The organism is Streptomyces sp. CNT372 (genome assembly GCF_000377145.1).
Genome location: NZ_KB897787.1, coordinates 163,062 through 186,202 on the forward strand (window position 1 = coordinate 163,062; position 23,141 = coordinate 186,202).

At 75.3% G+C, this 23,141-nt stretch carries 18 protein-coding genes and 1 pseudogene; 9 read left to right on the top strand and 10 right to left on the bottom strand.

Features of this window, described 5'->3' with window-relative positions; all coding sequences use genetic code 11:
- Positions 1–154 precede the first annotated feature (154 nt).
- Entirely contained in the window at positions 155–1,294 is a 1,140-nt protein-coding gene (locus C593_RS31075; protein ID WP_018849735.1) for an anti-sigma factor domain-containing protein, read from the top strand.
- Here C593_RS31075 and C593_RS0123285 read toward each other — a convergent pair.
- The 3 genes from C593_RS0123285 to C593_RS0123295 all read right to left on the bottom strand — a co-directional run bounded on the left by C593_RS0123285 (position 1,284) and on the right by C593_RS0123295 (position 5,218).
- Positions 1,284–3,413: an MMPL family transporter gene (locus C593_RS0123285; RefSeq protein WP_018849736.1), complete on the bottom strand. Its 2,130-nt coding sequence runs from the start codon at positions 3,411–3,413 to the stop codon at positions 1,284–1,286. The two genes, C593_RS31075 and C593_RS0123285, sit on opposite strands and share 11 nt — an antisense overlap.
- Before the next feature lie 311 nt (positions 3,414–3,724).
- Positions 3,725–4,240, bottom strand: a complete 516-nt coding sequence (locus tag C593_RS0123290; RefSeq protein WP_018849737.1) for a MarR family winged helix-turn-helix transcriptional regulator — start codon at positions 4,238–4,240, stop codon at positions 3,725–3,727.
- A 105-nt stretch (positions 4,241–4,345) separates the two neighbouring features.
- The gene (locus tag C593_RS0123295; protein WP_026277998.1) at positions 4,346–5,218 is read right to left on the bottom strand and encodes a lysozyme; all 873 of its coding nucleotides are present in this window, start codon (positions 5,216–5,218) and stop codon (positions 4,346–4,348) included.
- Positions 5,219–5,549: 331 nt separating this feature from the next.
- On the opposite strand from C593_RS0123295, the gene C593_RS0123300 reads away from it, so the two are divergent.
- Together C593_RS0123300 and C593_RS0123305 are read left to right on the top strand one after the other, a co-directional pair.
- Positions 5,550–6,809, top strand: coding sequence for an NAD(P)/FAD-dependent oxidoreductase (locus tag C593_RS0123300; protein ID WP_018849739.1), 1,260 nt, complete (start codon positions 5,550–5,552; stop codon positions 6,807–6,809).
- 178 nt (positions 6,810–6,987) lie between these two features.
- Entirely contained in the window at positions 6,988–7,701 is a 714-nt protein-coding gene (locus tag C593_RS0123305) for an SDR family oxidoreductase (RefSeq protein WP_018849740.1), read from the top strand.
- A 95-nt stretch (positions 7,702–7,796) separates the two neighbouring features.
- Here C593_RS0123305 and C593_RS0123310 read toward each other — a convergent pair whose 3' ends face one another.
- From C593_RS0123310 to C593_RS0123325, 3 genes are all read right to left on the bottom strand, one after another.
- Complete coding sequence (locus tag C593_RS0123310; protein ID WP_018849741.1) at positions 7,797–9,308, bottom strand: cryptochrome/photolyase family protein; 1,512 nt, start codon at positions 9,306–9,308, stop codon at positions 7,797–7,799.
- Positions 9,305–10,909, bottom strand: coding sequence for an SDR family oxidoreductase (locus tag C593_RS0123315; RefSeq protein ID WP_018849742.1), 1,605 nt, complete (start codon positions 10,907–10,909; stop codon positions 9,305–9,307). Before C593_RS0123315 ends, C593_RS0123310 begins: the two co-directional genes overlap by 4 nt.
- A gap of 588 nt (positions 10,910–11,497) precedes the next feature.
- Complete coding sequence (locus tag C593_RS0123325) at positions 11,498–12,451, bottom strand: oxygenase MpaB family protein (RefSeq protein ID WP_018849744.1); 954 nt, start codon at positions 12,449–12,451, stop codon at positions 11,498–11,500.
- 191 nt (positions 12,452–12,642) lie between these two features.
- Here C593_RS0123325 and C593_RS30325 point away from each other — a divergent pair, with 191 nt between their 5' ends.
- A complete protein-coding gene (locus C593_RS30325; RefSeq protein ID WP_018849745.1) occupies positions 12,643–13,023 on the top strand; it encodes an STAS domain-containing protein in 381 nt (126 codons plus the stop codon).
- 113 nt (positions 13,024–13,136) lie between these two features.
- Here C593_RS30325 and C593_RS0123335 read toward each other — a convergent pair whose 3' ends face one another.
- Positions 13,137–13,655, bottom strand: coding sequence for a hypothetical protein (locus tag C593_RS0123335; protein WP_018849746.1), 519 nt, complete (start codon positions 13,653–13,655; stop codon positions 13,137–13,139).
- Between the two features lie 87 nt (positions 13,656–13,742).
- On the opposite strand from C593_RS0123335, the gene C593_RS0123340 reads away from it, so the two are divergent.
- Positions 13,743–14,363, top strand: coding sequence for an L-threonylcarbamoyladenylate synthase (locus C593_RS0123340; RefSeq protein WP_018849747.1), 621 nt, complete (start codon positions 13,743–13,745; stop codon positions 14,361–14,363).
- A gap of 71 nt (positions 14,364–14,434) precedes the next feature.
- Here C593_RS0123340 and C593_RS0123345 read toward each other — a convergent pair whose 3' ends face one another.
- The 3 genes and pseudogenes from C593_RS0123345 to C593_RS30330 all read right to left on the bottom strand — a co-directional run.
- Positions 14,435–15,664 carry a saccharopine dehydrogenase NADP-binding domain-containing protein gene (locus C593_RS0123345; RefSeq protein ID WP_018849748.1) on the bottom strand — a complete coding sequence of 410 codons (1,230 nt, stop codon included), beginning with the start codon at positions 15,662–15,664 and terminating at the stop codon, positions 14,435–14,437.
- 131 nt (positions 15,665–15,795) lie between these two features.
- The gene (locus C593_RS0123350) at positions 15,796–18,501 is read right to left on the bottom strand and encodes a SpoIIE family protein phosphatase (RefSeq protein ID WP_018849749.1); all 2,706 of its coding nucleotides are present in this window, start codon (positions 18,499–18,501) and stop codon (positions 15,796–15,798) included.
- 214 nt (positions 18,502–18,715) lie between these two features.
- Positions 18,716–19,186 (bottom strand): annotated as a pseudogene (locus C593_RS30330) (SDR family NAD(P)-dependent oxidoreductase); the annotation flags it as partial.
- A gap of 146 nt (positions 19,187–19,332) precedes the next feature.
- Here C593_RS30330 and C593_RS30335 point away from each other — a divergent pair.
- The 4 genes from C593_RS30335 (at position 19,333) to C593_RS0123375 (ending at position 23,079) form a co-directional block, all read left to right on the top strand.
- A complete protein-coding gene (locus tag C593_RS30335; protein ID WP_018849751.1) occupies positions 19,333–19,698 on the top strand; it encodes a hypothetical protein in 366 nt (121 codons plus the stop codon).
- 210 nt (positions 19,699–19,908) lie between these two features.
- Entirely contained in the window at positions 19,909–21,669 is a 1,761-nt protein-coding gene (gene ctaD / locus C593_RS0123365) for an aa3-type cytochrome oxidase subunit I (protein WP_018849752.1), read from the top strand.
- Positions 21,670–21,681: 12 nt separating this feature from the next.
- Entirely contained in the window at positions 21,682–22,047 is a 366-nt protein-coding gene (locus C593_RS0123370; protein WP_018849753.1) for a hypothetical protein, read from the top strand.
- Between the two features lie 231 nt (positions 22,048–22,278).
- Positions 22,279–23,079 (top strand): 2,3-dihydro-2,3-dihydroxybenzoate dehydrogenase, encoded by an 801-nt coding sequence (locus tag C593_RS0123375; RefSeq protein WP_018849754.1) that lies wholly within the window; start codon positions 22,279–22,281, stop codon positions 23,077–23,079.
- The last annotated feature ends 62 nt before the right edge of the window (positions 23,080–23,141 follow it).

Below are 23,141 nucleotides of genomic sequence, written 5' to 3' on the forward strand. Positions count from 1 at the left end.
CCACCGTACGCCCCGCACCGCCGCGCGCCACTGCGAGGCCGACGCCCGTCCGGCGCACCGCACGCCACCGCCGTGCCGCGCACTGAGCGGCCCGCGGCGCCGGGCTTCTGCCGGGCGAGTGGGCTTCGGTCCCGGCCGGGGGCGGAGGCGCGCCATGGCTGAGCACCTGGACCCGGGAGTCCTGGCGGACCTGGCGCTCGCCGACCCCGACACGGCCGACGGCCCCACTCCGTGGGAACGCGCGCACCTCGACGCCTGCGCGGCCTGCCGCCACCGGCTGGCGAGCCTGCGGCAAGTGGTCACCTCGGCCCGCGCGGCGACCCTGGAGGACCTTCCGGTCGCCCCGCCACCGCGTGTGTGGGAGGCGCTGTCCCGGGCCATAGCCCGCGAGTCGGCCACACCGCCCGACCCCACCGCGGACGCGGGCCCGCCCCCGGTCCCCGGCGCGCCGGGAACCGCGACCACCCCGGACCGTGCTCCGGGAGCCCGTCCTGGGGGCGACACCCCGGACACGGCGGCGGGCCCGGGCCCCGCCCCGTACCCGGCCTTCGGCCCGGACCCGGGGCCCCGCCCCGCCGGCCATCGGCCGGACCGCGAACCGGGCCAGGTTCCCGACCCGTACGGGGCTCCCGGCAGGGGCCCGGTGTCCGGCACCGGCGCGCCCGGCGCCCCGGGCCCCGCCCCCGGCGCGCACCCCGACATGTCCCTCGACGGTTCCGGACCGCCCCCGCCCCCGCCCCCGTCCCCGGCCTCCGCCCCGGACGCGGAGCCCGGCCCTGCCCGGCTCCCGGACGGGGACGGGGTTGCGGGCCGGACCGGCCCGCAACCGGCCCGCCGCCCCGCCTGGCTGCGGCGGCCCGCGCTCGCGCTCGCCGCCGCGAGCCTGGTCGCCGGCGGCGCGGTCGGCGGCGCCACGGCCTGGTGGGTGCTGGACGAAGGCGGCGGCGGCACCGTCGCCGCCACCGGCGAAGCGCACCGCCTCGCCCCGCTCGTCGCCGGCCCCGCCTCCGGCACGGCGCGGATGGAGGAGGGGCCGGGGGCGGACCGCCGGATGCGGATCAGTGTGGAGGGGCTGCCGCCCACCGAGGGCTACTACGAGGTGTGGCTGATGGACCTCACCCACCGGCGCCTCATCGCCATCGGCGTCCTCGGCCCGGACGGCACCGCCGTCCTCCCCCTGCCGGACGGGGTCGACCTCGCCGCGTACCCGCTGGTCGACGTCAGCGCCCAGGCGTACGACGGCGATCCCGCGCACTCGGGCCGCAGCGTGGTACGCGGACCGGTCACCGGGTGACCGCGTCCGCCGCGCCCGCCGGCTCCGCCGGCGGCGGCCCGTCCCCGCGCCGGCTCAGCACGCCCGGCCACCACGCCTTCGGCCCGATGTCCCGCACCAGCGCGGGCACCAGCAGCGACCGCACCACCAGGGTGTCCAGCAGGACGCCGAAGGCCACGATGAACGCGATCTGCACCAGGAACGCCAGCGGGATGACCCCCAGCGCCGCGAAGGTCGCCGCCAGCACCACACCCGCCGAGGTGATGAGGCCGCCGGTCGCCGTCAGCCCCCGGAGCACGCCCTCCCGGGTGCCGTGCCGCAGGGACTCCTCGCGGACCCGGGACATCAGGAAGATGTTGTAGTCGACGCCCAGGGCCACCAGGAACACGAACCCGTACAGCGGAACCGACGCGTCCGTGCCGGAGAACCCGAAGACGCCCTGGAACACCAGCGCCGCCACGCCCAGCGTGGCAAGGAAGTTGAGCGCCACGGTGGCGACCAGCAGCAGCGGCATCACCACGGACCGCAGCAGGCCGACGAGGATCAGCAGAATGATCACCAGCACCACCGGGACGATCACCGACCGGTCCCGCTCGGAGGTCCGCTGGGTGTCGTACTGCTGCGCCGTGTAGCCGCCCACCAGCGCGTCCGCGCCCGGCACGGCGTGCACGGCCTCCCTAAGATCCGCCACGGTCTCCTTCGCCGCGTCGCTGTCGGCCGCGTCCCTCAGCGTCACGTCGATCCGCACCCGGCCGTCCACCACCAGCGGCGCGCCCTGGCCCGGGCGGCCGGAGGGGGTGACGGGCGCGGCCGAGGCGACCCCCTCGGTGTCCTCGGCCACCCGCACGACCTCCCCGGCGGTGTCCGCGGCCGTGATCACGACGGCGGGGTTGCCCGAGCCGCCGGGGAAGTGCTCACCGAGGGTCCGCTGCGCCGCCACCGACGGCGCGTCGTTGACGAAGATCTCGTCCAGCGGGACGCCCTTGGAGCTGAGGGTGGGGGCGAACGCGGCGCCGGCGATCAGCGCCGCGAGGGTCCCGGCCCAGACCTTGCGCGGCGCCCGGTCCACCAGGGCGGCGACCTTCGCCCAGACGCCCCCGCCGCCGACGGCGTCCGCGGGCTTGGGGCGGGCCGGCCAGTAGGCGCTGCGGCCCAGCAGGACCAGCACGGCGGGCAGGAAGGTCAGCGCGCTGAGCACCGAGCAGACGATGCCGATGGCCCCGACCGGGCCGAGCGCGCGGTTGTTGGTGAGGTCGGAGAGGAGGAGGGCGATCAGGCCGAGGGCGACCGTGGCCGCGCTGGCGACGATGGGTCCGACCGACTCGCGCAGCGCCGCGCGCATCGCGGTGAACCGGTCGCCGTGCCGGGCCAGTTCCTCGCGGAAGCGCGCGGTGAGCAGCAGGGCGTAGTCGGTGGCCGCGCCGATCACGAGGATGGAGAGGATGCCCTGCACCTGGCCGTCCACCCGGACCACGTCCCGGTCGGCGAGGGCGTACACCACCGCACAGGCCAGGCCCAGGGCGAACACGGCACCGGTGATGATCACCAGGGGGAGCAGCACGCTCCGGTACACCAGCAGCAGGATCACCAGCACCGTGACCAGGGCGACGGCCAGCAGCAGGCCGTCGATCCCGGCGAACGCGTCCGAGAGATCGGCCTGGGTCGCGGCCGGTCCGGCGAGCTGCGCCGTGGTGTCCGGCACGGTGGACGCGGCCTCGCGCACCTCGTCCAGGACGGCCGGCAGCTCCTCGCCGAGGCCGGGCCGGAGCTGGACGATGCCCTGGAGGGCCTCGCCGTCCTCGGAGGGGAGGGCGGGGGAGGGCGGGCCGGCGACGCCCGGCGCGCCGTCGAGGGAGGCGAGGGCCTCGGTCGCCGCCGCGCGCTGCTCCGCGCCCACCCGTCCGCCGTCGGGCGCGGTCCACACCACGATCGCGGGCACGGACTCGTCCTGGCGGAACGCCTTCTGGGCGTCGATGACCTGCGTGGACTCGGCGTTCTGCGGGAGGAAGGCGGCCTGGTCGTTGGTGGCCACCTCTCCGAGCTTGCCCGCGTAGGGGCCGAGGACGCCGCCGATGCCGAGCCAGGCGACGAGGAGGACGGCCGGCACGAGGAAGCGTGCGAGCCGTGTGGAGCTGAACATGGCACTCCCGGGGACGGGCGAGGCGGGCGCCGTGCGGCGCCCAGAATATTTCGACGGCAATGTATCTCAATGATGAAGAGAGTTTGCGGCAGGGGTCCCTGGGTGAGGTGCCCCGCTCGTCGATCCCTTCTGCCCCCGGAGCCGCGGCGGATGCGGCCGGCCGCGGCCGGGTTGCGGCCGGTGCGCCCGAACCCTCCCGCCCGGCACCGGCCGGACGCCTCGACGCGGTGCCTCGGCGCGGTCCCTCGACACAGCACCGCGGCGCGGCACCGCGGCGTGGGCGCGCCGTCGCGCGGACGCCCCGGGGCGTCTCAGGAGGGCCGCGGCGACCCGTCCCGCCCGTCCCGGTTGAGGCGCTCCAGCTCGTCGCCCACCGCCGCCAGGAACCGCAGCGCGATGCGCAGTTCCCCGGGCTCGAAGTCCTGCTGCGCCCGCGCGGTCGCCGCCGCCAGTGGCAGGAAGTGGGCGCGGGCCGTCGCCCGCGCCTCGGGCAGGTAGTGCAGATGGACCACGCGGCGGTCCGTGCTCTCACGGGCCCGCCGGATGTGGCCGGCCCGTTCCAGCCGGTCGAGGCACGCGGTCACCGCGCCGGAGGTGAGCCCCAGGTGCTCGCGGAGCCGGCCGGGGGTGAGGGGCGTCTCCGAGTCCATGATCGCGGAGAGGGCCTGGATGTCCGTGGCGTGCAGGCCCTGCTCGGCGGCGAACTCGTGTGCGAACCTGTTGATCTCCCCGGTCAGCCGCCGCAACTGGACGGCGAAGGCCGGCAGCTCGAAGCCCCGGACCGTCTCGCGTCCGTCCTTGGGCTGCTGCTTCCTCGTCTCTGCCACCCCCGCAGTCTAGGGACCGCGAGGCCAGGGGCCCGCCCGGGCGGCCGCCTCCCCGGAGGTGCCCCGGAGGTGCGGGCCCCGGCGCGACCCGCGCGCGGCCGGCCGTCAGGGGGTGTTGTTGGCGAGGGCCAGCAGCCGCGCGGCCGAGCCGTTGAACTTGTTCCGGTCCACGTCCCCGGAGACCCCGGCCACCCGGCCGGTGGCCGAGTACTGCCACATCGTCCAGGTCGGGAAGCCGCTCGGGACGCTGGGGCTGCCCACGCCCCAGTGGGCGATCCACAGCGGCGCCTTCGCGGCCATACCGCTCCAGCTGCCGGTGCAGGTGTTCCACCAGCTCGCCGTCGTGTAGACGACCACGTCGCGCGAGGTGCGCGCCTTGTAGGTGGCGTGGAAGTCGTTGATCCAGGTGCGCATCTGGGCGGTCGTCAGGCCGTAGCACATCGCCCCGGACGGGTTGTGCTCGATGTCGAGGACGCCGGGCAGGGTCTGGTTGTCGCGCGACCAGGCGCCGCCGTTGCTCGCGAAGAAGTTCGCCTGCGTCGCCCCGTTCGAGGCGTTGGGCCGGGCGAAGTGGTACGCGCCGCGGATCAGGCCGGCCTGGTAGGAGCGGGTGTAGTTCGCGCCGAAGTGGGAGTCCTTGAAGGTGGTGCCCTCGGTCGCCTTGATGTAGGCGAAGGAGATCCCCGCGTTCTTCACGGACGTCCAGTTGATCGCGCCCTGCCAGTGCGAGACGTCGATCCCCTGGACGCCGCTCGTGTCGTACGCCCAGACGCCGCCCGGTGCGGCGCCGGGCTGCTCGATCCGGGTCCCGGAGCCCATCCACGCCTGCCCCGGGGGCACGGGCCGGTCCGGGGCGGGCGGCGCGGCGGCCGCACCGGGTGCGGTGGCCAGCAGCAGGGCGGCGGTGCCGGCCAGCGCGCCGGCGGTCGTGAGCGCGGGTCTGGTGACGCGGCGGACGCGGGCGGGGACAGCGGGCATGACGGCCTCCATGGGGCAGTGGGGGATCGGTGGGGAAGGGCGGTGGGGCGCGCGTGTACGACCCGCCCCCAACAGGCAGGTCATGGACACGTCATGAGTAAGACATGGTGCGCGTGGGACGTGAAGAGGGCCGCGCAAGTCCCTGCGGTCCACACCTCTGGCGAATCCCCGGAGCTGCGCGGACACCCCCGGCGACCGGACAACTTTCATCCGTGCGGGCCAACTTCCAGGCACCGCACCACCGGTGACGGACCGCCGGCGGCCGCGCCGTGACAGCATGCCCCGAGGCGGCAGGCGCCGGGGGACTCGACCACGACGGGGCGGAGCGGACATGAGCGAGACCACGGGACACCACGGCCCCGCCCGGGACCGCCACGACGTCCTGGTGATCGGCGCGGGCCTCGCCGGGCTCGCCTGCGCCCAGGACCTCACCGCGGCCGGACTCACCGTCGGCGTGGCCGAGGCCTCCGACGCGGTCGGCGGCCGGATGCGCACCGACCACCGCGACGGCTTCCGACTCGACCGCGGCTTCCAGGTGTTCAACACCTCCTACCCGCAGGTCCGCAGGCGCCTGAACCTGCGCGCCCTGCGCCTGCGCCCCTTCACCCCCGGCTTCCTCCTGCTGCGGGACGGCCGCCTGACCGAGGTCGCCGACCCCACCCGCCGGCCCCGGGCCGCCGGCGCGCTGCGCCCCGGACACCTCGCCCCCGCCCGCGACCTGCTCGCCCTCGGCGCCCTGACCACGGCCGACACCCTGCTGCCCGTCAAGGCCCTGCGGCACCGCCCCGACCGCACCACCCGCACCGCCCTCGCCGAGGCCGGCGTCTCCGAGCGCACGGTCGACACCCTGCTGCGGCCCTTCCTCTCCGGCGTCTTCCTGGAGGACGAACTCGCCACCTCCGCCCGCTTCTTCCACCTGGTGTGGCGCAGCTTCGTCCGCGGCAGCCTCTGCCTGCCCGACGACGGCATCGGCGCCGTCCCCCGGCAGCTCGCCGGGGCGCTGCCGCCCGGCACGGTCGCCCTGGAGAGCCCGGTACGCGAACTCACGGACACCGGCGCGCTCCTGGCGGACGGCACCGAACGCGCCGCCCGCGCGGTCGTCGTCGCCACCGGACCCCGGGCCGCCGCCGAGCTGCTCCCCGGGCTCACCGTCCCCGCGACGCGCACGGTCACCACCTACTACCACGCGACCGCCACCCCGCCGCTCGCCGAACCGACCCTGCTCGTCGACGCCGGGCACCGCTTCCTCAACACCTGCGTCCTCAGCCGCGTCGCTCCCGGATACGCCCCCGAGGGCCGCTCCCTGGTGTCGACCTCCGTCCTCGGCCCCGACCGCCCCGGCCGGGAGGACGAACTCCTCGGTGTGCTCGCGGAGGCGTACGGGACGGACACCGCACCCTGGCAGCGGATCGCGGCGTACACCGTCCACGACGCCCTCCCCGCCATGCCCCCGCCGTGGCCCCTCAGCCGCACCACCCGCCACACCCCGGGCCGCTATGTCTGCGGCGACCACCGCGCCACGGGCTCGGTCCAGGGCGCCCTCGCCTCCGGAGCCCGCGCGGCACGCGAGATCCTGGCCGACCTGACCTGACCTGACCTGCACTTTGACCCGACCCGACCCGACCCGACCGGCGCCGCGACCGGCCGACCGCCCGGCACACGGCCGCCCGCCCGGCCGCGCCGCATCCGTGCGGGACCCGCGGGCCGAATCCGGTCCGGGAGCACGCACACCGAGCCGCCCGGCGGCTCACGACCGGACAGGAGACGCCGTGGACCTCGCGGGAGCACGCGTCCTCGTGGCGGGCGCCACGGGCGCCATCGGACAGGCAGTCACCGCCGAACTCCACCGCCGGGGCGCCGTCCTCGCGCTCTCCGGCCGGGACGGCGCACGGCTGGACCACGTCGCGGAACGCCACGCTCCCGCGCCCCGGCGCACCTTCGACGCCTACGACCTGGACGCCTGCGCCGGGCTGCCCGCCTGGGCGGCCGCGGAACTCGGCGGACTGGACGCCGTCGTCTGCGCGATCGGCGCGGTCGCCTTCGGGCCGGCCGACACGGTGCCGGACCTGTACGCCGAACACCTGGCGGCCGTCGACCTGCTCGCCCCCGCCGCCCTGCTGCGCGCCGCGCTGCCGCTGCTGCCCGAGGACGGCGCCGTCCTCGCCCTGACCGGTGTCGTCGCCACCGCGCCCCAGGCGGGCATGGCCGACTACAGCGCCGCCAAGGCCGGGCTGACGGCCTGGCTGACCGCCGTCCGCAAGGAGCAGCGCAAGCGCCGCGTCCGGGTGGTGGAGGCGCGGCTCGGACATCTGGACACCGGCCTGGTGGACCGCGCCGTCATCGGCAGCCCGCCGCCCCTGCCGCCCGGCGGCGACCTCGGCGCGGCGGTCCGGGCCGTCGCCGACGCCCTGTCCGGCCAGGCGGAGCTGATCCGTCCGGACGACGGCGGGACCGCCCTCGTCCTCGACCGCCGTGCCCGCTGACGCGCCCCGCCCGCGCCGCGCCCCGCCGGCTGACGCACCCGCTGTCCCGCCCGCGCCGTGCCCGCCGACCCGCCCCCGCCCGCCGCGAACGGGCGCTACGGAGGCCCCGCGCCCCGCGCCCGCTCCGCCCGCAGCAACTCGTCCAGATCCCCAAGCCGTTCCAGCCCCCGCGCCGCCTGCGAGGTACGCGGATTGCGCGCGAGGAGCGCCCGGTGGCGGTGGACGAAGGACCAGTACCCGGCGGTGACCGGGCACGCCTGCTCACCCGTCCGGCGGTCCGGCCGGTACGCGCACGGGCCGCACAGATCGCTCATCCGGTGGATGTACGCGCCGCCCGAGGTGTACGGCTTGGTCGTCATCCGTCCGCCGTCCGCGTACTGCGACATCCCCACCACGTTCGGAAGCATCACCCAGTCGTAGCCGTCCACGAAGCAGCGGTGGAACCAGTCGGTGACCGCCGCCGGGTCCCAGCCCCGCTGGAGGGCGTGGCTGCCGAGGACCATCAGCCGGGGGATGTGGTGCGTCCAGCCGGTGTCCCGCACCTGGGCCAGCACCGTGGACAGGCAGCGCGCGGTCACCGCGTCCGCGTCCAGCTCGTTCCACCAGCCGGGCAGCTCCCCGGTGTGCCGCAGACGGTTGGCGTGCCGGTACTCCTCGCCGAAGTACCAGTAGAGCTGCCACACGTACTCCCGCCAGCCCGCGATCTGGCGCACGAACCCCTCGACGCTGTTCAGCGGCGCCGCACCGGCCCGCCAGGCGGACTCCGCCGCCTCCACGCACTCGGCAGGGTCCAGCAGCCCCAGATTGAGCGAGGAGGAGAGCAGACTGTGGCTCATCACCGGGTCGTCGTGGAGCATCGCGTCCTCGTACGGGCCGAAGTCCGCGAGCCGGTGCGCGACGAACCGGCGCAGCGCGGCAAGCGCCTCGCGCCGGGTGGCCGGGAAGAGCCGGGGGCCGTCCCGGCCCACGAAGGACGCCTCCCCGTCGCGTTCCCAGCGGTCCAGGTCCCGGCGCACCTCCTCGTCGATCGCGCTCTCCCGGGGCCGGTAGGGGGCGGGCTCGCCCAGGCGCGTCTCACCGCGCGGCGGGGGCTCCCGGTTGTCCCGGTCCAGGTTCCACCGCCCGCCCGCCGGCTCGTCCCCGTCCATCAGCAGATCGTGGGTGCGCCGCACCCAGCGGTAGAACGACTCCTGGCGCAGCCGCTCGCCGCCCCGGTTGTCCGCCCAGGCCGCGAAGTCGGCGGTGGGGACCAGGAATCCGGCCGGCGGCAGGACCGTGACCCCCTCCAGCGAACTCACCAGTCCGAGGGCCGCCCGCGAGGTCGGGTGACGGACCGTCACCTCGGCCCCCTCGCCTACGGCCTTCGCCAGCCCCTCCCGGTAGGTGTCCGCACGCACATAGGTCACCCGCTCGCCGAGCTCCGCCGCCCGGTGCCGCATCCCGGACACCACCAGATGCGCCTTGGCCCGGTGGAAGCGGCGGCGCCGGAACACCGCGCGGGACTCGATCATCACCACGGGCGCGTCCCGGTGCGGGCCGCCCTCGCCGGGTGCGAGGAACGCCGGACCCAGCTGGTCCCCGAACAGCCAGTGGACGGGGGCCGTCACGAGCCGGCTTCCTGCGGCGCGGCGGGGCCCGCCGCCCCCGCCGCCTGCTCAGCCGGCCCGGCCGGACGGCCCGCCTCCCCCTCCGCCGGGTCCGCGTCCTGCTCCGCCTTGGTGGTGATGTTGCGCGCCATCCCGCCGAACACCACCGCGTGGAACGGCGAGACGCACCACCAGTACGCGTGGCCCAGCAGCCCGCGGGGCGCGAACACCGCCCGCTGCCGGTAGCGGGACCGCCCGGCGCCCTCGTCGTCGGCCCGCATCTCCAGCCAGGCCAGACCCGGCAGCCGCATCTCCGCCCGCAGCCGCAGCAGCCGGCCCGGTTCGATCTCCTCCACCCGCCAGAAGTCCAGGGAGTCCCCGACCCGCAGCCGCTGCGCGTCCCGCCGGCCCCGCCGCAGCCCCACCCCGCCCACGAACCGGTCCAGCCAGCCGCGCACCGCCCAGGCCGGCGGGAAGGAGTACCAGCCGTTCTCCCCGCCGATGCCCTCCACGACCCGCCACAGCGACTCACGCGGGCAGTCCGCCACCCGCTCCCGCTCGTCCGTGTACAGGCTGCCGCCCGTCCAGTCCGGGTCGGTCGGCAGCGGGTCGCTCGGCGCGCCCGGCAGCGAGGCGGACGACCAGCGGGTCGTCACCTGCGCGTCCCGCACCCGCTGGAGCGCGAGGCGCAGCGCTGTTTCGAAGGCCATCGGCTGCTGCGCCGTGTCGGGCATGTACTGCGCGATGTCGTGCTCCCCGCACACCACCTCGTGCCGCAGGGACTCGGTCAGCGGCCGGGCGATGGAGTGCGGCACCGGCGTCACCAGCCCCACCCAGTGGCTGGACAGGCGCGGGGTCAGGACCGGCACCGGCACGATCAGCCGCTTCGGCAGCCGGGCCACCTCCGCGTAGCGGCGCATCATGTCCAGATAGGTGATCACGTCCGGTCCGCCGATGTCGAAGGCCCGGTTCACCTCCGCCGGCATCCGGGCCGAGCCGGTCAGATACCGCAGCACGTCCCGGACCCCGATCGGCTGGATCCGGGTCCGGACCCAGCTCGGCGTCACCATCACGGGCAGCCGCTCGGTCAGATAGCGCAGCATCTCGAAGGAGGCCGAACCCGAGCCGATGATCACTGCCGCGCGCAGCACCGTCGCCGGGACCTCCCCGTCGAGCAGGATCCGGCCCACCTCGTCCCGGGACCGCAGATGCGCCGACAGCTCCCCGGCCGGCACCCCGCGCGGTGTCAGCCCGCCGAGGTAGACCACCCGCTTCACCCCGGCGTCCCGCGCCTGCTCGGCGAAGATCCGCGCCGCCCGCCGGTCGGTCGCCTCGAACCCGCCGCCGGTGCCGAGCGCGTGCACCAGGTAGTAGGCGACGTCCACCTCCCGCATGGCGTCCGCGACCGAGCCCGCGTCCAGCACATCGCCCTTCACGACCTCCGCCCGACCGGCCCAGTGATGGTCGCGCAGCCGTTCCGGCGAACGGGCCAGGCAGCGGACGGTGTGGCCCGCGGCCAGCAGTTCCGGCACCAGCCGCCCGCCGATGTAACCGGTCGCTCCCGTCACCAGGCAGCGCAGCCCGCCGCCGGTCTCCCGGGTGTCCGTGGCCTCCGCCGTCATCCCGGCCTCCGTCCGTCCGCCGCGCGGCGCTCGATCCTGTCGGCGGCCGTGCCCGGCACGGCCGTCCGGTGCGCACCGGCCAACCGCACGGCCGCCCGGTGCGCACCTCCCTCACACGTCCCCCTTCCCCATGGTCGTCCCGGACGGATGCACCCGCCCGCCGTGCCGAACCCGGGCGGCGGCTCGGAACGCGCAGCGGATGCGCGGCCGTGCGCCGCGCCGGGGGCGATCCGGTCCGCGGAGCGGCCGTCGGGCCGGACGGTGAAGGTCCTGCGCTCCCCGAGCACCGGGACCTCCAGCTTCACCCGCACCCACCGCCCGGCGCCGCCCTCGTTGCCGTGCAGCCCGGGGATGCGCCAGTGGGACGCGGTCTCCACCCCCCCCGGGCGTCCGGGGAAGCGGGCGATGACCACCCGGCCGCGCGGCGAGGCGGCGGCCGGCTCCGCGAGGCTCTCCCGGACGGTCAACAGCCTCCGGGCCGCCGGGGAGCCCGGGGAACAGCGGCCCGGCCGCGCGTTCCGCGACGGGTGGCGGCGGGGCGATCCCGTCGCCCGCCGGACAGCCCCTCCTGCCCGGCGGGTACCCGGCTCACCGGACCTCCGGGGCGCCGCCGGGCCCCGCGCCGGGCTTCCCGCCGGGGACGGGACCCGCCCCGGCGCCGCCGCCCGCGCGGTCCACGGTGTACGGCGGCGGGGTCAGCACCCAGCGGATCGCCCGGGTCACCGCGTGGCCCGTCAGCCGGACGCCCGGCACCAGCCCCGGCACCCGCGGCAGCCCCAGCAGGGCGCGTGCCCACGGCGGGAGCACGGCCAGGGCGTTGGCCGCCAGCAGCGCGTACGGACCCCGTGCGGCCCACGGCAGCGGAGGGTGCAGCAGCAGAAACCGGGCCGCCTCCCTGGCCTGCGCGCCCGCTTCCAGCTCCGGCCGGTACGCGTGCAGGACGGCGGCCAGCTCGGCGCGGCTGCGCGGCGGGTCCTCGACGCCCAGGGCGGCCGCGACCCGCGCCGTGTCCGCCAGATAGCCGTCGCAGCCCGCCGGGTCCAGGGGCCGGCGGGCGAAGAGCTGATGGGCCCGGAGGAAGCTGTCCGCCTCGGCCGCGTGCACCCAGCCCAGCAGATGCGGGTCCGCCGCCCAGTACTCCTCACCCGCAGGAGTGAGGCCGCGGACGGACCGGTGCACCGCCCGGACCCGGTCCACGGCCTGCCGGGCCTCCTCGGCCGGCCCGTACGTCGTCACGGCGAGAAAGGTGCTGGTGCGCTGGAGCCGCCCCCACGGGTCGCCCCGGTACCCCGAGTGCGCGGCCACCGCGGCCATCGCGCGCGGGTGCAGGGACTGGAGCAGCAGCGCGCTGAGCCCTCCGATGAACATCGACGCGTCACCGTGCACGACGCGGATGGGCCGGTCGGGGGCGAACCAGCGCGGCCCCGGAGCCCCGTGGATCCGGGCCCTGGTCTCGGGGCCGGCCGGGCCCGCGACACGGAGGAAGAGCCGCGAGCCGAGCTGCCGCCGCAGCCCGCCCGTGCCCGGTGCTGTCGCATCCATGGCTCAAGTGTCCGCCCTCGCGGGGTGTGGCGGGGGCGGCGCCGGGAACCGGGCGGCCCGTCCGTCCGGCCGCGCCCGGTTGGTGCGTGAGGGTGGCCCGTGTCCCCCGCACCGGGGATCGCGTTCCCACCGAGGGGTGAACGGACACCGGAAGATCGTTCCCCGTACTGCGCAGGCCAGTTGATCACGGCATGAGCAGCCCGCGCACCACCTCCCCGCAGGCCCCCGACGACTCCCCGTCCGCCCCCGGCACGGCCCCCGCGCCCGTGGACACGGTCGTCCACTCCTGCACCAGCGCCGGGACGCTGCTGTGCGTCGCCCTGCGCGGCGAGATCGACTACGTCACCGTCTCCCCGCTGCGGGCGATCATGGCCTCCGCGGCGGCGGCCGGCTTCACCCGGCTGATCCTGGACACCTCCCGGGTGGTCTTCGCGGACTCCGCCCTCCTCGGCGCCCTCGGCCTCTGGTGCCGTGACGGCCGCCGGCTGCGCCTCGCCGCGCCGTCGCGGGCGGTGCAGCGCCTGCTGGAGGCCGTCCGCCACTGCCGGGGGTGCCCCGCCCCGGGCCTGTGACGCCCGCCCGGCCCGTCCGGGAGGCGGCGCGGGCGGTCCGCGGTCCGCGCCCGGCAGCCGCAGGCGCCGCCGGGCTCACGCGGGCGCCACCGGACCGCCCGCCCGGCGCTGTGTCAGGCGGCGGTGAACACGCGGTCCGCCCGTTCGTCCAGCAGGCGTTCCAGCCGCTCCGACTGGCGGGCGGCGCGGGCGAGGAGCTCGTCGAGCCCGGCCGCGTCCAGCCGGGGGTCCGCGGGGGCGAGCGACCGCAGGCGGCGCCAGCAGGACGCCTTGCCCTCCACGCCGACAAGCATCGTCTCGACCTCCAGCACCCCGCTGAGCGGGGAACGGGAGACCGCCCGGCGGTTCGGCTTCAGCCGCCCCGCCAGCTCTCCCAGCCGCCCCAGCGCGATCTTGTACCCGTGCACCGGGAGACCGAGCCGCGCCATGACATCCAGCAGCGCCGCCCGGTCCTCGGCCACCTCCTCGGCCAGCTCCGCCAGCATCCGTCCCGCCGGGTCGTCGTCGGCCGAACCCGCCGCGGCCCGGCGCAGCATCTCGACTCCGGCCGTCGCCCCGGTCAGATGGTCGTTGAGATAGACGCCCAGCAGCCGCGCCGCCTCGTCCGTCCTGTCGTGTCGCTTGGTGGTCATGCTTCTCCTCCTCCGCCGGACGAGTGCCCCGCCGGGACGCACTCAAGGCCCCCGTTCCACCCCTAGGGGGTGTCCTAGACTCAGCAGATGGCCAAGTACTTCGACGTGCACCCCGACAACCCCCAGCGGCGCACCATCAGCGCGGTGGCCGACAGCATCCGCGGCGGCGCCCTCGTCGCGTACCCGACGGACTCCTGCTACGCGCTGGGCTGCCGGCTCGGCAGCCGGGACGGCATCGCGCGGATCCGGACCATCAGGAACCTCGACGACCGGCACCACTTCACCCTGGTCTGCGAGAACTTCGCGCAGCTGGGGCAGCTGGTGCACATCGACAACGACGTGTTCCGGGCCGTCAAGGCCGCGACGCCCGGCAGCTACACGTTCATCCTGCCCGCGACCAGGGAGGTGCCGCGCCAGCTGCAGCACCCCAAGAAGAAGACCGTCGGCGTCCGGATCCCCGACCACACGGTGACCCAGGCCCTCCTCGCCGAACTCGGTGAACCGCTGCTCTCCAGCACCCTGCTCCTGCCCGACGAGGCCGAACCGCTGACCGTGGGCTGGGAGATCAAGGAGCGGCTGGACCACGTCGTGGACGCGGTCGTCGACTCCGGCGACTGCGGCACCGAGCCGACCACCGTCATCGACTTCTCCAGCGGCGAGCCGGAGATCGTCCGCCGGGGAGCGGGGGACGCCTCCCGCTTCGAGTGAGCCGGGCCGCACGCACGACGGGCGGCGGCCCGGCGGGCCGTGGCGGGGCGGGCGGTGCCGCCGGTCGGGCGTCACTGCTCGCGCATCCCCCAGGGCGACCCGTACGCGGTGAGCAGGTCCAGGAACGGCCGGGGCGGGAACGCCTCCGGGCCGAGCACCCCGGGCCCGGACCACTCGCCGCCCGCCACGAGTTCGAGGGCGACGACCGGGTTGATCGCGGTCTGCCAGACCACCGCCTGTGAGCCGTACTCCCGCATCGACCAGGCGTTGTCCACCACGTGGTACAGGTACACCTCGCGCCGCCGGCCCTCGCGGGTGCCCGTCACCCAGGTGCCCGCACAGGTCTTGCCGTGCATCCGGTCGCCCAGGGTCGCCGGGTCGGGCAGGCACGCCGCCACCACGTCCCGGGGCGACACCTCCGCCCGGCGGCCGTCCCGCGCGGTGACCGTCACCGGCTCGGTGCGGTCCAGGCCGATCTGGTGCAGCACTTGCAGGACGTTGATGAACTCGCTGCCCAGCCCGTACTTGAACGTCACCCGTCGCGCCCCGACCCAGCGCGGGATCAGCAGCACCTCCTCGTGCTCGACGTTCACGCACTCCACCGGGCCGATCCCCTCGGGAAAGTCGAACACCTCCGGCTCACTGAACGGCGGCGTGGTGAACCAGCCCCGGTCGGCCTCCCAGACCACGGGCGGGTTGAGGCACTCCTCGATCGTGGTCCAGATGCTGAACGAGGGAGCGAACTCATAGCCGTCGACGGTGAGGTTCGCGCCGTCGCGGACGCCGATCTCCTCGATCTCGTCGAACAGCTCCTCCGCCGCGTACCGGGCGAACACGTCCGACAGGCCGGGCTCCACGCCGATGCCGACCAGGGCGAGCCGGCCCGCCTCCTCCCAGCGCTCCGCGAGGGCGAACTGCTCGTCGCCGAGCTTCACCCCGGTCTCGCTGTGCGGGCGTTCGGGGTGGGGGAGGGACAGCGACATCGCCATGTCGAGGTAGTGGGCGCCCGCCGCGAGCGCCGCCCGGAACAGAGGCATCACGAACCGGGGGTCGGTCGCGTTCAGCAGGACGTCGCAGCCCTCGCGCGCCAGCAGTTCCGCGACCGCCGTCTCGTCGGAGGCGTCGACGCGGGCGGCGGTGAAGCGGGACTCCCCGGCTGTGCCGGACAGCGCGGCGACGGCCGCTCCCGCCCGCGCCGGGTTGTAGTCGGCGACGACCATCCGCTCGAAGAAGTCGCGGCGCGCGGCGATCCGCGTCACGGCCGTACCGACACCGCCCGCCCCGATCAGCAGGATGCGCATGACTGGTCCTTCCGTCCGGTCCGGTGCGGGGGCCGCGCCCCCGTTACAGCCTGGCCCCCGCGTGCCCGCCCCGCACGGCGACGGGCCTCGCGCGGGCCGGGCGGCCGGGGCCGCCGGTCACGGGCCGCCGGTCACGGGGCCGCCCCCGGCCCGCCGCCCGGCCCCTGGCCGCCGAGGCCCTGCTCCGCCCAGATGACCTTGCCGGTCGGCGTGTAGCGCGTCCCCCAGCGGTCCGAGAGCTGGGCGACGAGGAAGAGCCCCCGCCCGCCCTCGTCGGTCGCCGCCGCCCGGCGCAGATGCGGGGAGGTGCTGCTTCCGTCGGAGACCTCGCAGACGAGATTGCGCTCGTACAGCAGGCGGACCCGGACCGGGTCGCTGCCGTAGCGGACCGCGTTGGTGATCAGCTCGCTCAGCACCAGTTCGGTGGTGAACGCGACCTCGTCCAGCCCCCACGCCTGGAGCTGCCGCAGACACGCGCCGCGCACCGGGCCCACCGACGCCGCCTCCCGGGGCACGTCCCACTCGGCGACCCGGGAGGGGTCCAGCCGCGCGGTCCGCGCCACCAGGAGGGCCACGTCGTCCCGGCGGTCCGCGTCGGGCATCGCGCGCACCACCGCCTCGCACATCTCCTCCGGGGTGCGGTCCGCCAGCGAGGCGAGCGTGCGGCGCAGGGTCCGCAGACCCTCGTCGATGTCATGGCCCCGCTGCTCCACCAGCCCGTCGGTGAACAGGACCAGCCGGCTGCCCTCCGGAAGCACCCACTCCGCCGTGTCCACCGGCAGCCCGCCGAGACCCAGCGGCGGGGCCACCGGCACGTCCAGGTACTCCACCGTGCCGTCCGGCAGCACCAGCGCGGGGGAGGGGTGGCCCGCCCGGGCCATGCTGCACGCCCCCGAGGAGGGGTCGTACACCGCGTACAGGCAGGTCGCCCCGGTGATGCCGTCACCCGCGCCGCCGCCCGGCTCGTCCTGGTCGATCCGGCTGACCAGCTCGTCCAGATGGGCCAGCAGCTCGTCCGGCGGCAGGTCCAGCGTGGAGAAGTTGTGCACCGCCGTACGCAGCCGGCCCATGGTCGCCGCCGCCTGGAGCCCGTGCCCCACCACGTCCCCGACCACCAGCGCCACCCGCGCCCCGGGCAGCGGGATGACGTCGAACCAGTCGCCGCCGACCCGCGCGTGGGACGGCAGGTACCGGTACGCCACGTCCAGCGCCAGCTGCCGGGGCATCACATGCGGCAGCAGGCTCCGCTGGAGGGTCTCCGCCATCGCGTGCTCGCGGCCGAACCGGCGCGCGTTGTCGATCGCCACCGCCGCCCGCGCGGCCAGCTCCTCGGCGAACGACAGCTCGTCGTCCTCGAACGGCCGGGTCCCCTTCCCCCGCCAGAAGGACACCAGCCCCAGCACCGCGTCCCCGGACCGCAGCGGGGCCACGACCAGCGAGTGGATGCCGTACGCCAGGGCCGCCGCCGCGCCCCGCGGGTCCTGGGCCCGCCAGCCGGAGGCGGCCGGCAGATCGGGGACGACCACCGCGTGCGGATCGGCGAGCGCCTCCTGCATCGGCGTCCCCGGCACGGCGAACCGGATCACGTCCCCGACCGGCTGGAACGGGTGGTCCTCCCGCACCCCGCTGACCGCCGCCCGCCGCATCTCGGCGACCGCGCCGGACGGCTCGTCGCCGCGCAGCACCGAGTCCAGCAGCTCCACCGTCACGAAGTCCGCGAACCGGGGTACCACCGCCCGCGACAGCTCCTCGGCCGTCTCCCGCACATCCAGGGTGGCGCCGATCCGGGCGCCCGCGTCGTACAGGATCGTCAGCCGCTCCCGGGCCGTCTCGGCGGTCCCGGACAGCCGCCGCAGCTCGGTGGTGTCCCGCAGGGTGGCAACCTTGCCCGCGTTGCCGCCGTAGGGGGCGGTGGGACGGGTGTTCACGGAGACCAGGCGGTCGCCGACCAGGTGCACCTCGTCGCTGACCTCCCGGTCGGAGACCAGCAGCCGGGTGACGGCGGGCGGCAGGCCCAGCTCGGAGACCCGCTGCTCCACCGCGTCCGGGGGCAGCCGGAGCAGCCGCTGCGCCTCGTCGTTGGCGAGCACCAGACGGCCGTCCGCGTCCACGATGACCACGCCCTCCCGGACGGCGTGCAGGACCGCGTGGTGGTGTTCGTACATCCGGGTCATCTCGGCCGGCCCGATGCCCCGGGTCTGCCGGGCGAGGCGGCGGCTCACCAGGACGGCGCTCACCGTGGCGAGGGCCAGCGCCGCGAGGCCGGATCCCAGCAGGACCGGGAGCTGGCGTTCGACCGCGTTGCCCACGGTCTCGATCTGCACCCCCGCGCCGACCAGCCCGACGACCCGGCCTGCCGGGTCCGTGACCGGCACGAACGCGCGTGCCGCGTCACTGGGCGCGCCCTCGAAGATCTCCGTGAACGCCTCCCCGCCGGCGGCCCGCTCCACTCCGTCCGCCCTGGACCCGACCAGCTCCGGGTCGGTGTCCGCGTACCGGGTGCCGTCCGGGGCCGTGATGGTGACGAAGTCGACGCCCGCCTCGCGGGCCGCCGAGGCGACCGCAGCCTGCATTCCCGCCGTGTCCCGGCCCGTCAGGGCGTCCGCCATGCCCGGCGAGCGGGCGAGGGCCGCGGCGGCGGCGAGGGAGCGGTTCCGGGCCTCCTGCTCGCTGTCGTGGGACGCCTGGAGCAGCAGGGCCACCACGGCCGCGGCGATCAGCACGACGGCGACCACGACCTGGAGCAGCAGCACCTGGCCCGCGACCGTGCGCACGCCCAGCAGCGACTGCCCCGCGGACGGGGTGCGCCGAGGGCGCGGGGACGTCTTCCCGGTCAACGAGCCTCACTCCCGGACCCGGCCCCCGGGCCCGCCCCGGTCCGGAGGCGGGTCCGCCGCGGTCCTGTGGCGAGCGACAGAGCCTGTGTCTGGTGTTCCCTCCATCATGCGACCTTGGATTCCCACCCCGCAGACCGGACCGGGCCCGCCGGGCCCACGGGCGTGGCTCCGCCGGGCCCCGGTCCGGGCGCCGCTACGGAAGGGTGGAGTCCACTTAGCCGCCGTCCACCCGGACCGCACAGCCGCCGTCCACCCGGACCGCGCCGCCCGTGGTCGCCGAGGCGAGCGGAGAGACCAGGCAGACGGCCATATGGGCGATCTCCTCCGGCTCGATCAGACGCTGGATCAGCGACTGCGGCCGGTGGCGGACGATGAACTCCCACTTCGCCTCGTCCCACGGCAGGTCGTCGCCCACCGGCTCGCGAACGAAGTCCTCCACCCCACCGGTGTGCGTCGGCCGGCGATCAGGGAGTCCCACCGTGACCCCCGTGCCCGCGGCGTCCTTGGCGAACCCCCGGGCCACGGCGAGCAGGGCGGTCCTGTCCATCCCGTAGTGGATCATCTCGGCCGGAGTGACCAGGGCCGAGTCGCTGGCCACATTGAGCACCCGGCCGAAGCCCCGGCTCTTCATACCCGGCAGATACGCGCGGATCATCCGCACCGCCGTCAGGACCTTGACCTCGAAGCAGGCCGCCACTCCTCGCCGACTCCGCCGGACGCGGCTCCCGCCCGACTCCCGCCGTTCCCCGGTGGCGTGGCGCGTTGCGGGCCCCGGGCGGGGCGGCTTGAATACGCGGAACCTCGCCAGGAGCCCGGTGATCGGAGGCTGCCGTGCTGGCTCACGCGCTGGAACGCGGTGTCCTCGTGATCACGCTCACCACCGACGTCGACATCAGCGAACGCTCCGGTGTCTGCGCCGGCATCGCCCGGCTCGTCGGCGCGTACGCCCCGCTCCCGGTGGTCGTCGACCTGGCCATGCCCGTCGTCGGCCCGGCCGCGGTGAGCGCGGTGGTCCGGGCGCACCGCGAGTGCGCCCGCCGCGGCGTGCCGATGTGCGCCGCGACCTCCGGCGCGGCCGGCCGGCGGCTGCTGCGCGCCAACGTCGACACCAGCGACGTCCCGCTCGGGGTCTACGCGCGGGCCGGCGACGCGGTCACCGCCATGGCCGCCGCGGCGATCCGCTCCGGTTCCCCCTGACAGCGCCGCCCCTCCCCCCGTCCGGGTGACCCCGGGCCGCGCCCCCGGCGCCCCCACCGGCGGGAATTTCCCGAACGGCCTATGTCGTGACACGGATCGGACCTGGCGTACCGATACATTTCCGGCGTATGCCTTGCGGCGGGCGCCCGGAAGCGGGACGCCCGGTCCGGTTCACGCGCCGACGGCGCCCACTTGTGCGGGGAGTTCACAGTGTCCACGGGTTCCTCTCCTCGACTCGGCTCGGCCGAGGACGAGGACGCGTACCAGAACGAACTGCCCGTCCGGGCGAAGGAACCCGGAAACGTGGTGATCCGGTGGCTGACCACCACGGACCACAAGACCATCGGCACCCTGTACATGACGACCGCCTTCGGCTTCTTCCTGGTGGGTGGCCTGATGGCGCTCGTCATGCGGGCCGAACTCGGGCGGCCGGGCCTGCAGATCGTGTCGAACGAGCAGTTCAACCAGGCGTTCACGATGCACGGCACGGTGATGCTGCTGATGTTCGCGACGCCGCTGTTCGCCGGTTTCGCGAACTGGATCATGCCGTTGCAGATCGGCGCGCCGGACGTGGCGTTCCCGCGGCTGAACATGTTCGCGTACTGGCTGTACCTCTTCGGTTCGCTGATCGCACTGGCAGGCTTCCTCACCCCGCAGGGTGCGGCGGACTTCGGCTGGTTCGCGTACGCGCCGCTGAACGACGCGGTCCGCTCGCCGGGTGTGGGCGCCGACTTGTGGATCATGGGTCTGGCCTTCTCCGGCTTCGGCACGATCCTCGGTTCGGTCAACTTCATCACCACGATCATCTGCATGCGCGCCCCGGGCATGACGATGTTCCGGATGCCGATGTTCACCTGGACCGTGCTGCTGACCGGTGTCCTGGTCCTGCTCGCCTTCCCGGTGCTGGCCGCGGCCCTGTTCGCCCTCGAAGTGGACCGGAAGTTCGGTGCCCATGTCTTCGACGCGGCCAACGGCGGGGCGCTGCTGTGGCAGCACCTGTTCTGGTTCTTCGGGCATCCCGAGGTGTACATCATCGCGCTGCCGTTCTTCGGCATCGTCTCCGAGGTCATCCCGGTCTTCTCCCGCAAGCCCCTCTTCGGCTACATCGGCCTGATCGGTGCGACCATCGCCATCGCGGGGCTGTCGGTGACGGTGTGGGCGCACCATATGTTCGTCACCGGCGGTGTGCTGCTGCCGTTCTTCTCGTTCATGACGTTCCTGATCGCGGTACCGACCGGGGTGAAGTTCTTCAACTGGATCGGCACGATGTGGAAGGGCTCGCTCTCCTTCGAGACGCCGATGCTCTGGACGATCGGCTTCCTGGTCACCTTCCTCTTCGGTGGTCTCACCGGAATTCTGCTCGCCTCCCCGCCGCTGGACTTCCACGTCTCGGACTCGTACTTCGTGGTGGCCCACTTCCACTACGTCGTCTTCGGCACGGTCGTGTTCGCGATGTTCGCCGGATTCCACTTCTGGTGGCCCAAGTTCACCGGCAAGATGCTCGACGAACGGCTCGGGAAGATCACCTTCTGGACCCTGTTCATCGGCTTCCACGGCACCTTCCTCGTCCAGCACTGGCTGGGCGCCGAGGGCATGCCCCGCCGGTACGCGGACTACCTGGCGGCCGACGGCTTCACCGCGCTGAACACCATCTCCACGATCAGCTCGTTCCTGCTCGGCCTCTCCATGTTCCCGTTCCTGTACAACGTCTGGAGGACCGAGAAGTACGGGAAGATGGTCGGCGTCGACGACCCGTGGGGCTACGGCCGTTCTCTGGAGTGGGCGACGTCCTGCCCGCCGCCCCGGCACAACTTCGTCACCCTGCCCCGGATCCGCAGCGAGTCCCCGGCGTTCGACCTGCACCATCCCGAGGTCGCGACCCTGGACCATGCGAGCGACACCGGGCGGCGCGATGTCGTCGAGCCGGGCAAGGGGGCCGCACCCCCGCTCGGCCAAGGCGACAACAGGTAGGGGAGCGCGGTCATGAACCGATCCGCCCCGCACGAGGTGCGCGAGGAGGCCGCGTCCGGCATCGCCCGCCTGGAGGGCTTTCTGCTGGCCCAGGGCCGCGTCCTGGAGGCCCGCCGGGAGGCCAGCGCCTTCGCGGACCGCATGCCGTGGCTGACCACGGCCCAGCGCGAGGAGGTCGTCCGCCTCTACGTCCAGGACCGCGTCGCCCTCACCCGCCGCGTCCTGGAGGCCCTGGTCTCCCGCGCGGGCGAACTCCGCGCGGAGTACACCGCCCGCTACGAGAGCCTGCGCCGCCGCCTTCTGTGCGCGGCGGTGGCCGCCCTCCTCACCTCGGGGGCCCTGTGCGCCTGCGCGGTGCTGGTGAGCCTCGACGGCTGACGCCCGCCTGGGGGCTGCGGGAGCACGACGTAAGACGGGGGCGACGGCGCGGCCGGGAAGCCCGGGCACCTGGCGCCCCGGACGCCCCTGCGGCTGAAGGCGCCCGGCCGCCCGCCGCTGACCCTGCCCCGACGGCGGGCGGCCCCGGTGCCGTCCCGGGGTGGGGGCGGTGCGGATGTACGAGAACCATGCATTAGGTTAGGCTTACCTAAGTCATGGGGGGAGTGGCTCATGCCCGACCGCACATCCGGTGCCCGATCCGAACTCGCGGGCCGTACCGCCCTGGTCACCGGCGCCGCCCGGGGGATCGGCGCGGCCGTCGTCCGCGCCCTCGCCGCCGAGGGCGCCCACGTCGTCGCCACTGACCGCACCACGGACGGCATCGGGCCCGCCGGCGCCGCGGCGCGCGCCGCCGGGGGAGCGGTGAGTGCCCGGGCGGTGGACGTCAGCGACCGCGCAGCCGTCGAAGAGGCCGTCGCCGCCGCCGAACGGGACCACGGACCGCTGGACATCCTCGTCAACGTCGCCGGCATCCTCCGCCCCGGGCCGGCGGCCGGACTCACCGACGAGGACTGGGCCGCCACCTTCGCCGTGAACACCACCGGCGTCCTCCACACCTGCCGCGCCGCCGCGCCCCGGATGAGCGCCCGCGGACGCGGCAGCATCGTCACCGTCGGCTCCAACGCCGCCGGTGTCCCGCGTACCGGCATGGCCGCCTACGCCGCCTCCAAGGCCGCCGCCGCCATGTACACCAAGTGCCTCGGCCTCGAACTCGCCCGCAGTGGCGTGCGATGCAACATCGTCGCGCCCGGATCCACCGACACCGCCATGCAGCGCGCCCTGTGGACCGACGAGGAGGCGCCCCGCCGCGTCGTCGACGGCGACCCCGCCACCTACCGCACGGGCATCCCGCTCGGCCGGATCGCCGCGCCCGAGGACATCGCCGAGGCGGTCCTCTTCCTCGCCTCCGACCGCGCGCGCCACATCACCATGCAGGAGCTCTACGTCGACGGCGGCGCCACCCTCCGGTGACACCGCCGCACGCCACCCTCACTCGCACGCCACCCCCACCCCCGCCGTGCCCCGGTACGGCA

What these genes read in the sequence shown, in the direction of transcription:
- C593_RS0123325 (WP_018849744.1), bottom strand. Translation starts at nt 12,451, where the DNA reads ATGGATGCGACAGCACCGGGCACGGGCGGGCTGCGGCGGCAGCTCGGC.
- C593_RS0123335 (WP_018849746.1), bottom strand. Translation starts at nt 13,655, where the DNA reads ATGACCACCAAGCGACACGACAGGACGGACGAGGCGGCGCGGCTGCTG.
- C593_RS0123300 (WP_018849739.1), top strand. Translation starts at nt 5,550, where the DNA reads ATGAGCGAGACCACGGGACACCACGGCCCCGCCCGGGACCGCCACGAC.
- C593_RS31075 (WP_018849735.1), top strand. Translation starts at nt 155, where the DNA reads ATGGCTGAGCACCTGGACCCGGGAGTCCTGGCGGACCTGGCGCTCGCC.
- C593_RS30325 (WP_018849745.1), top strand. Translation starts at nt 12,643, where the DNA reads ATGAGCAGCCCGCGCACCACCTCCCCGCAGGCCCCCGACGACTCCCCG.
- C593_RS0123370 (WP_018849753.1), top strand. Translation starts at nt 21,682, where the DNA reads ATGAACCGATCCGCCCCGCACGAGGTGCGCGAGGAGGCCGCGTCCGGC.
- C593_RS0123345 (WP_018849748.1), bottom strand. Translation starts at nt 15,664, where the DNA reads ATGCGCATCCTGCTGATCGGGGCGGGCGGTGTCGGTACGGCCGTGACG.
- C593_RS0123375 (WP_018849754.1), top strand. Translation starts at nt 22,279, where the DNA reads ATGCCCGACCGCACATCCGGTGCCCGATCCGAACTCGCGGGCCGTACC.
- C593_RS0123340 (WP_018849747.1), top strand. Translation starts at nt 13,743, where the DNA reads ATGGCCAAGTACTTCGACGTGCACCCCGACAACCCCCAGCGGCGCACC.
- C593_RS0123295 (WP_026277998.1), bottom strand. Translation starts at nt 5,218, where the DNA reads ATGCCCGCTGTCCCCGCCCGCGTCCGCCGCGTCACCAGACCCGCGCTC.
- C593_RS0123315 (WP_018849742.1), bottom strand. Translation starts at nt 10,909, where the DNA reads ATGACGGCGGAGGCCACGGACACCCGGGAGACCGGCGGCGGGCTGCGC.
- C593_RS0123285 (WP_018849736.1), bottom strand. Translation starts at nt 3,413, where the DNA reads ATGTTCAGCTCCACACGGCTCGCACGCTTCCTCGTGCCGGCCGTCCTC.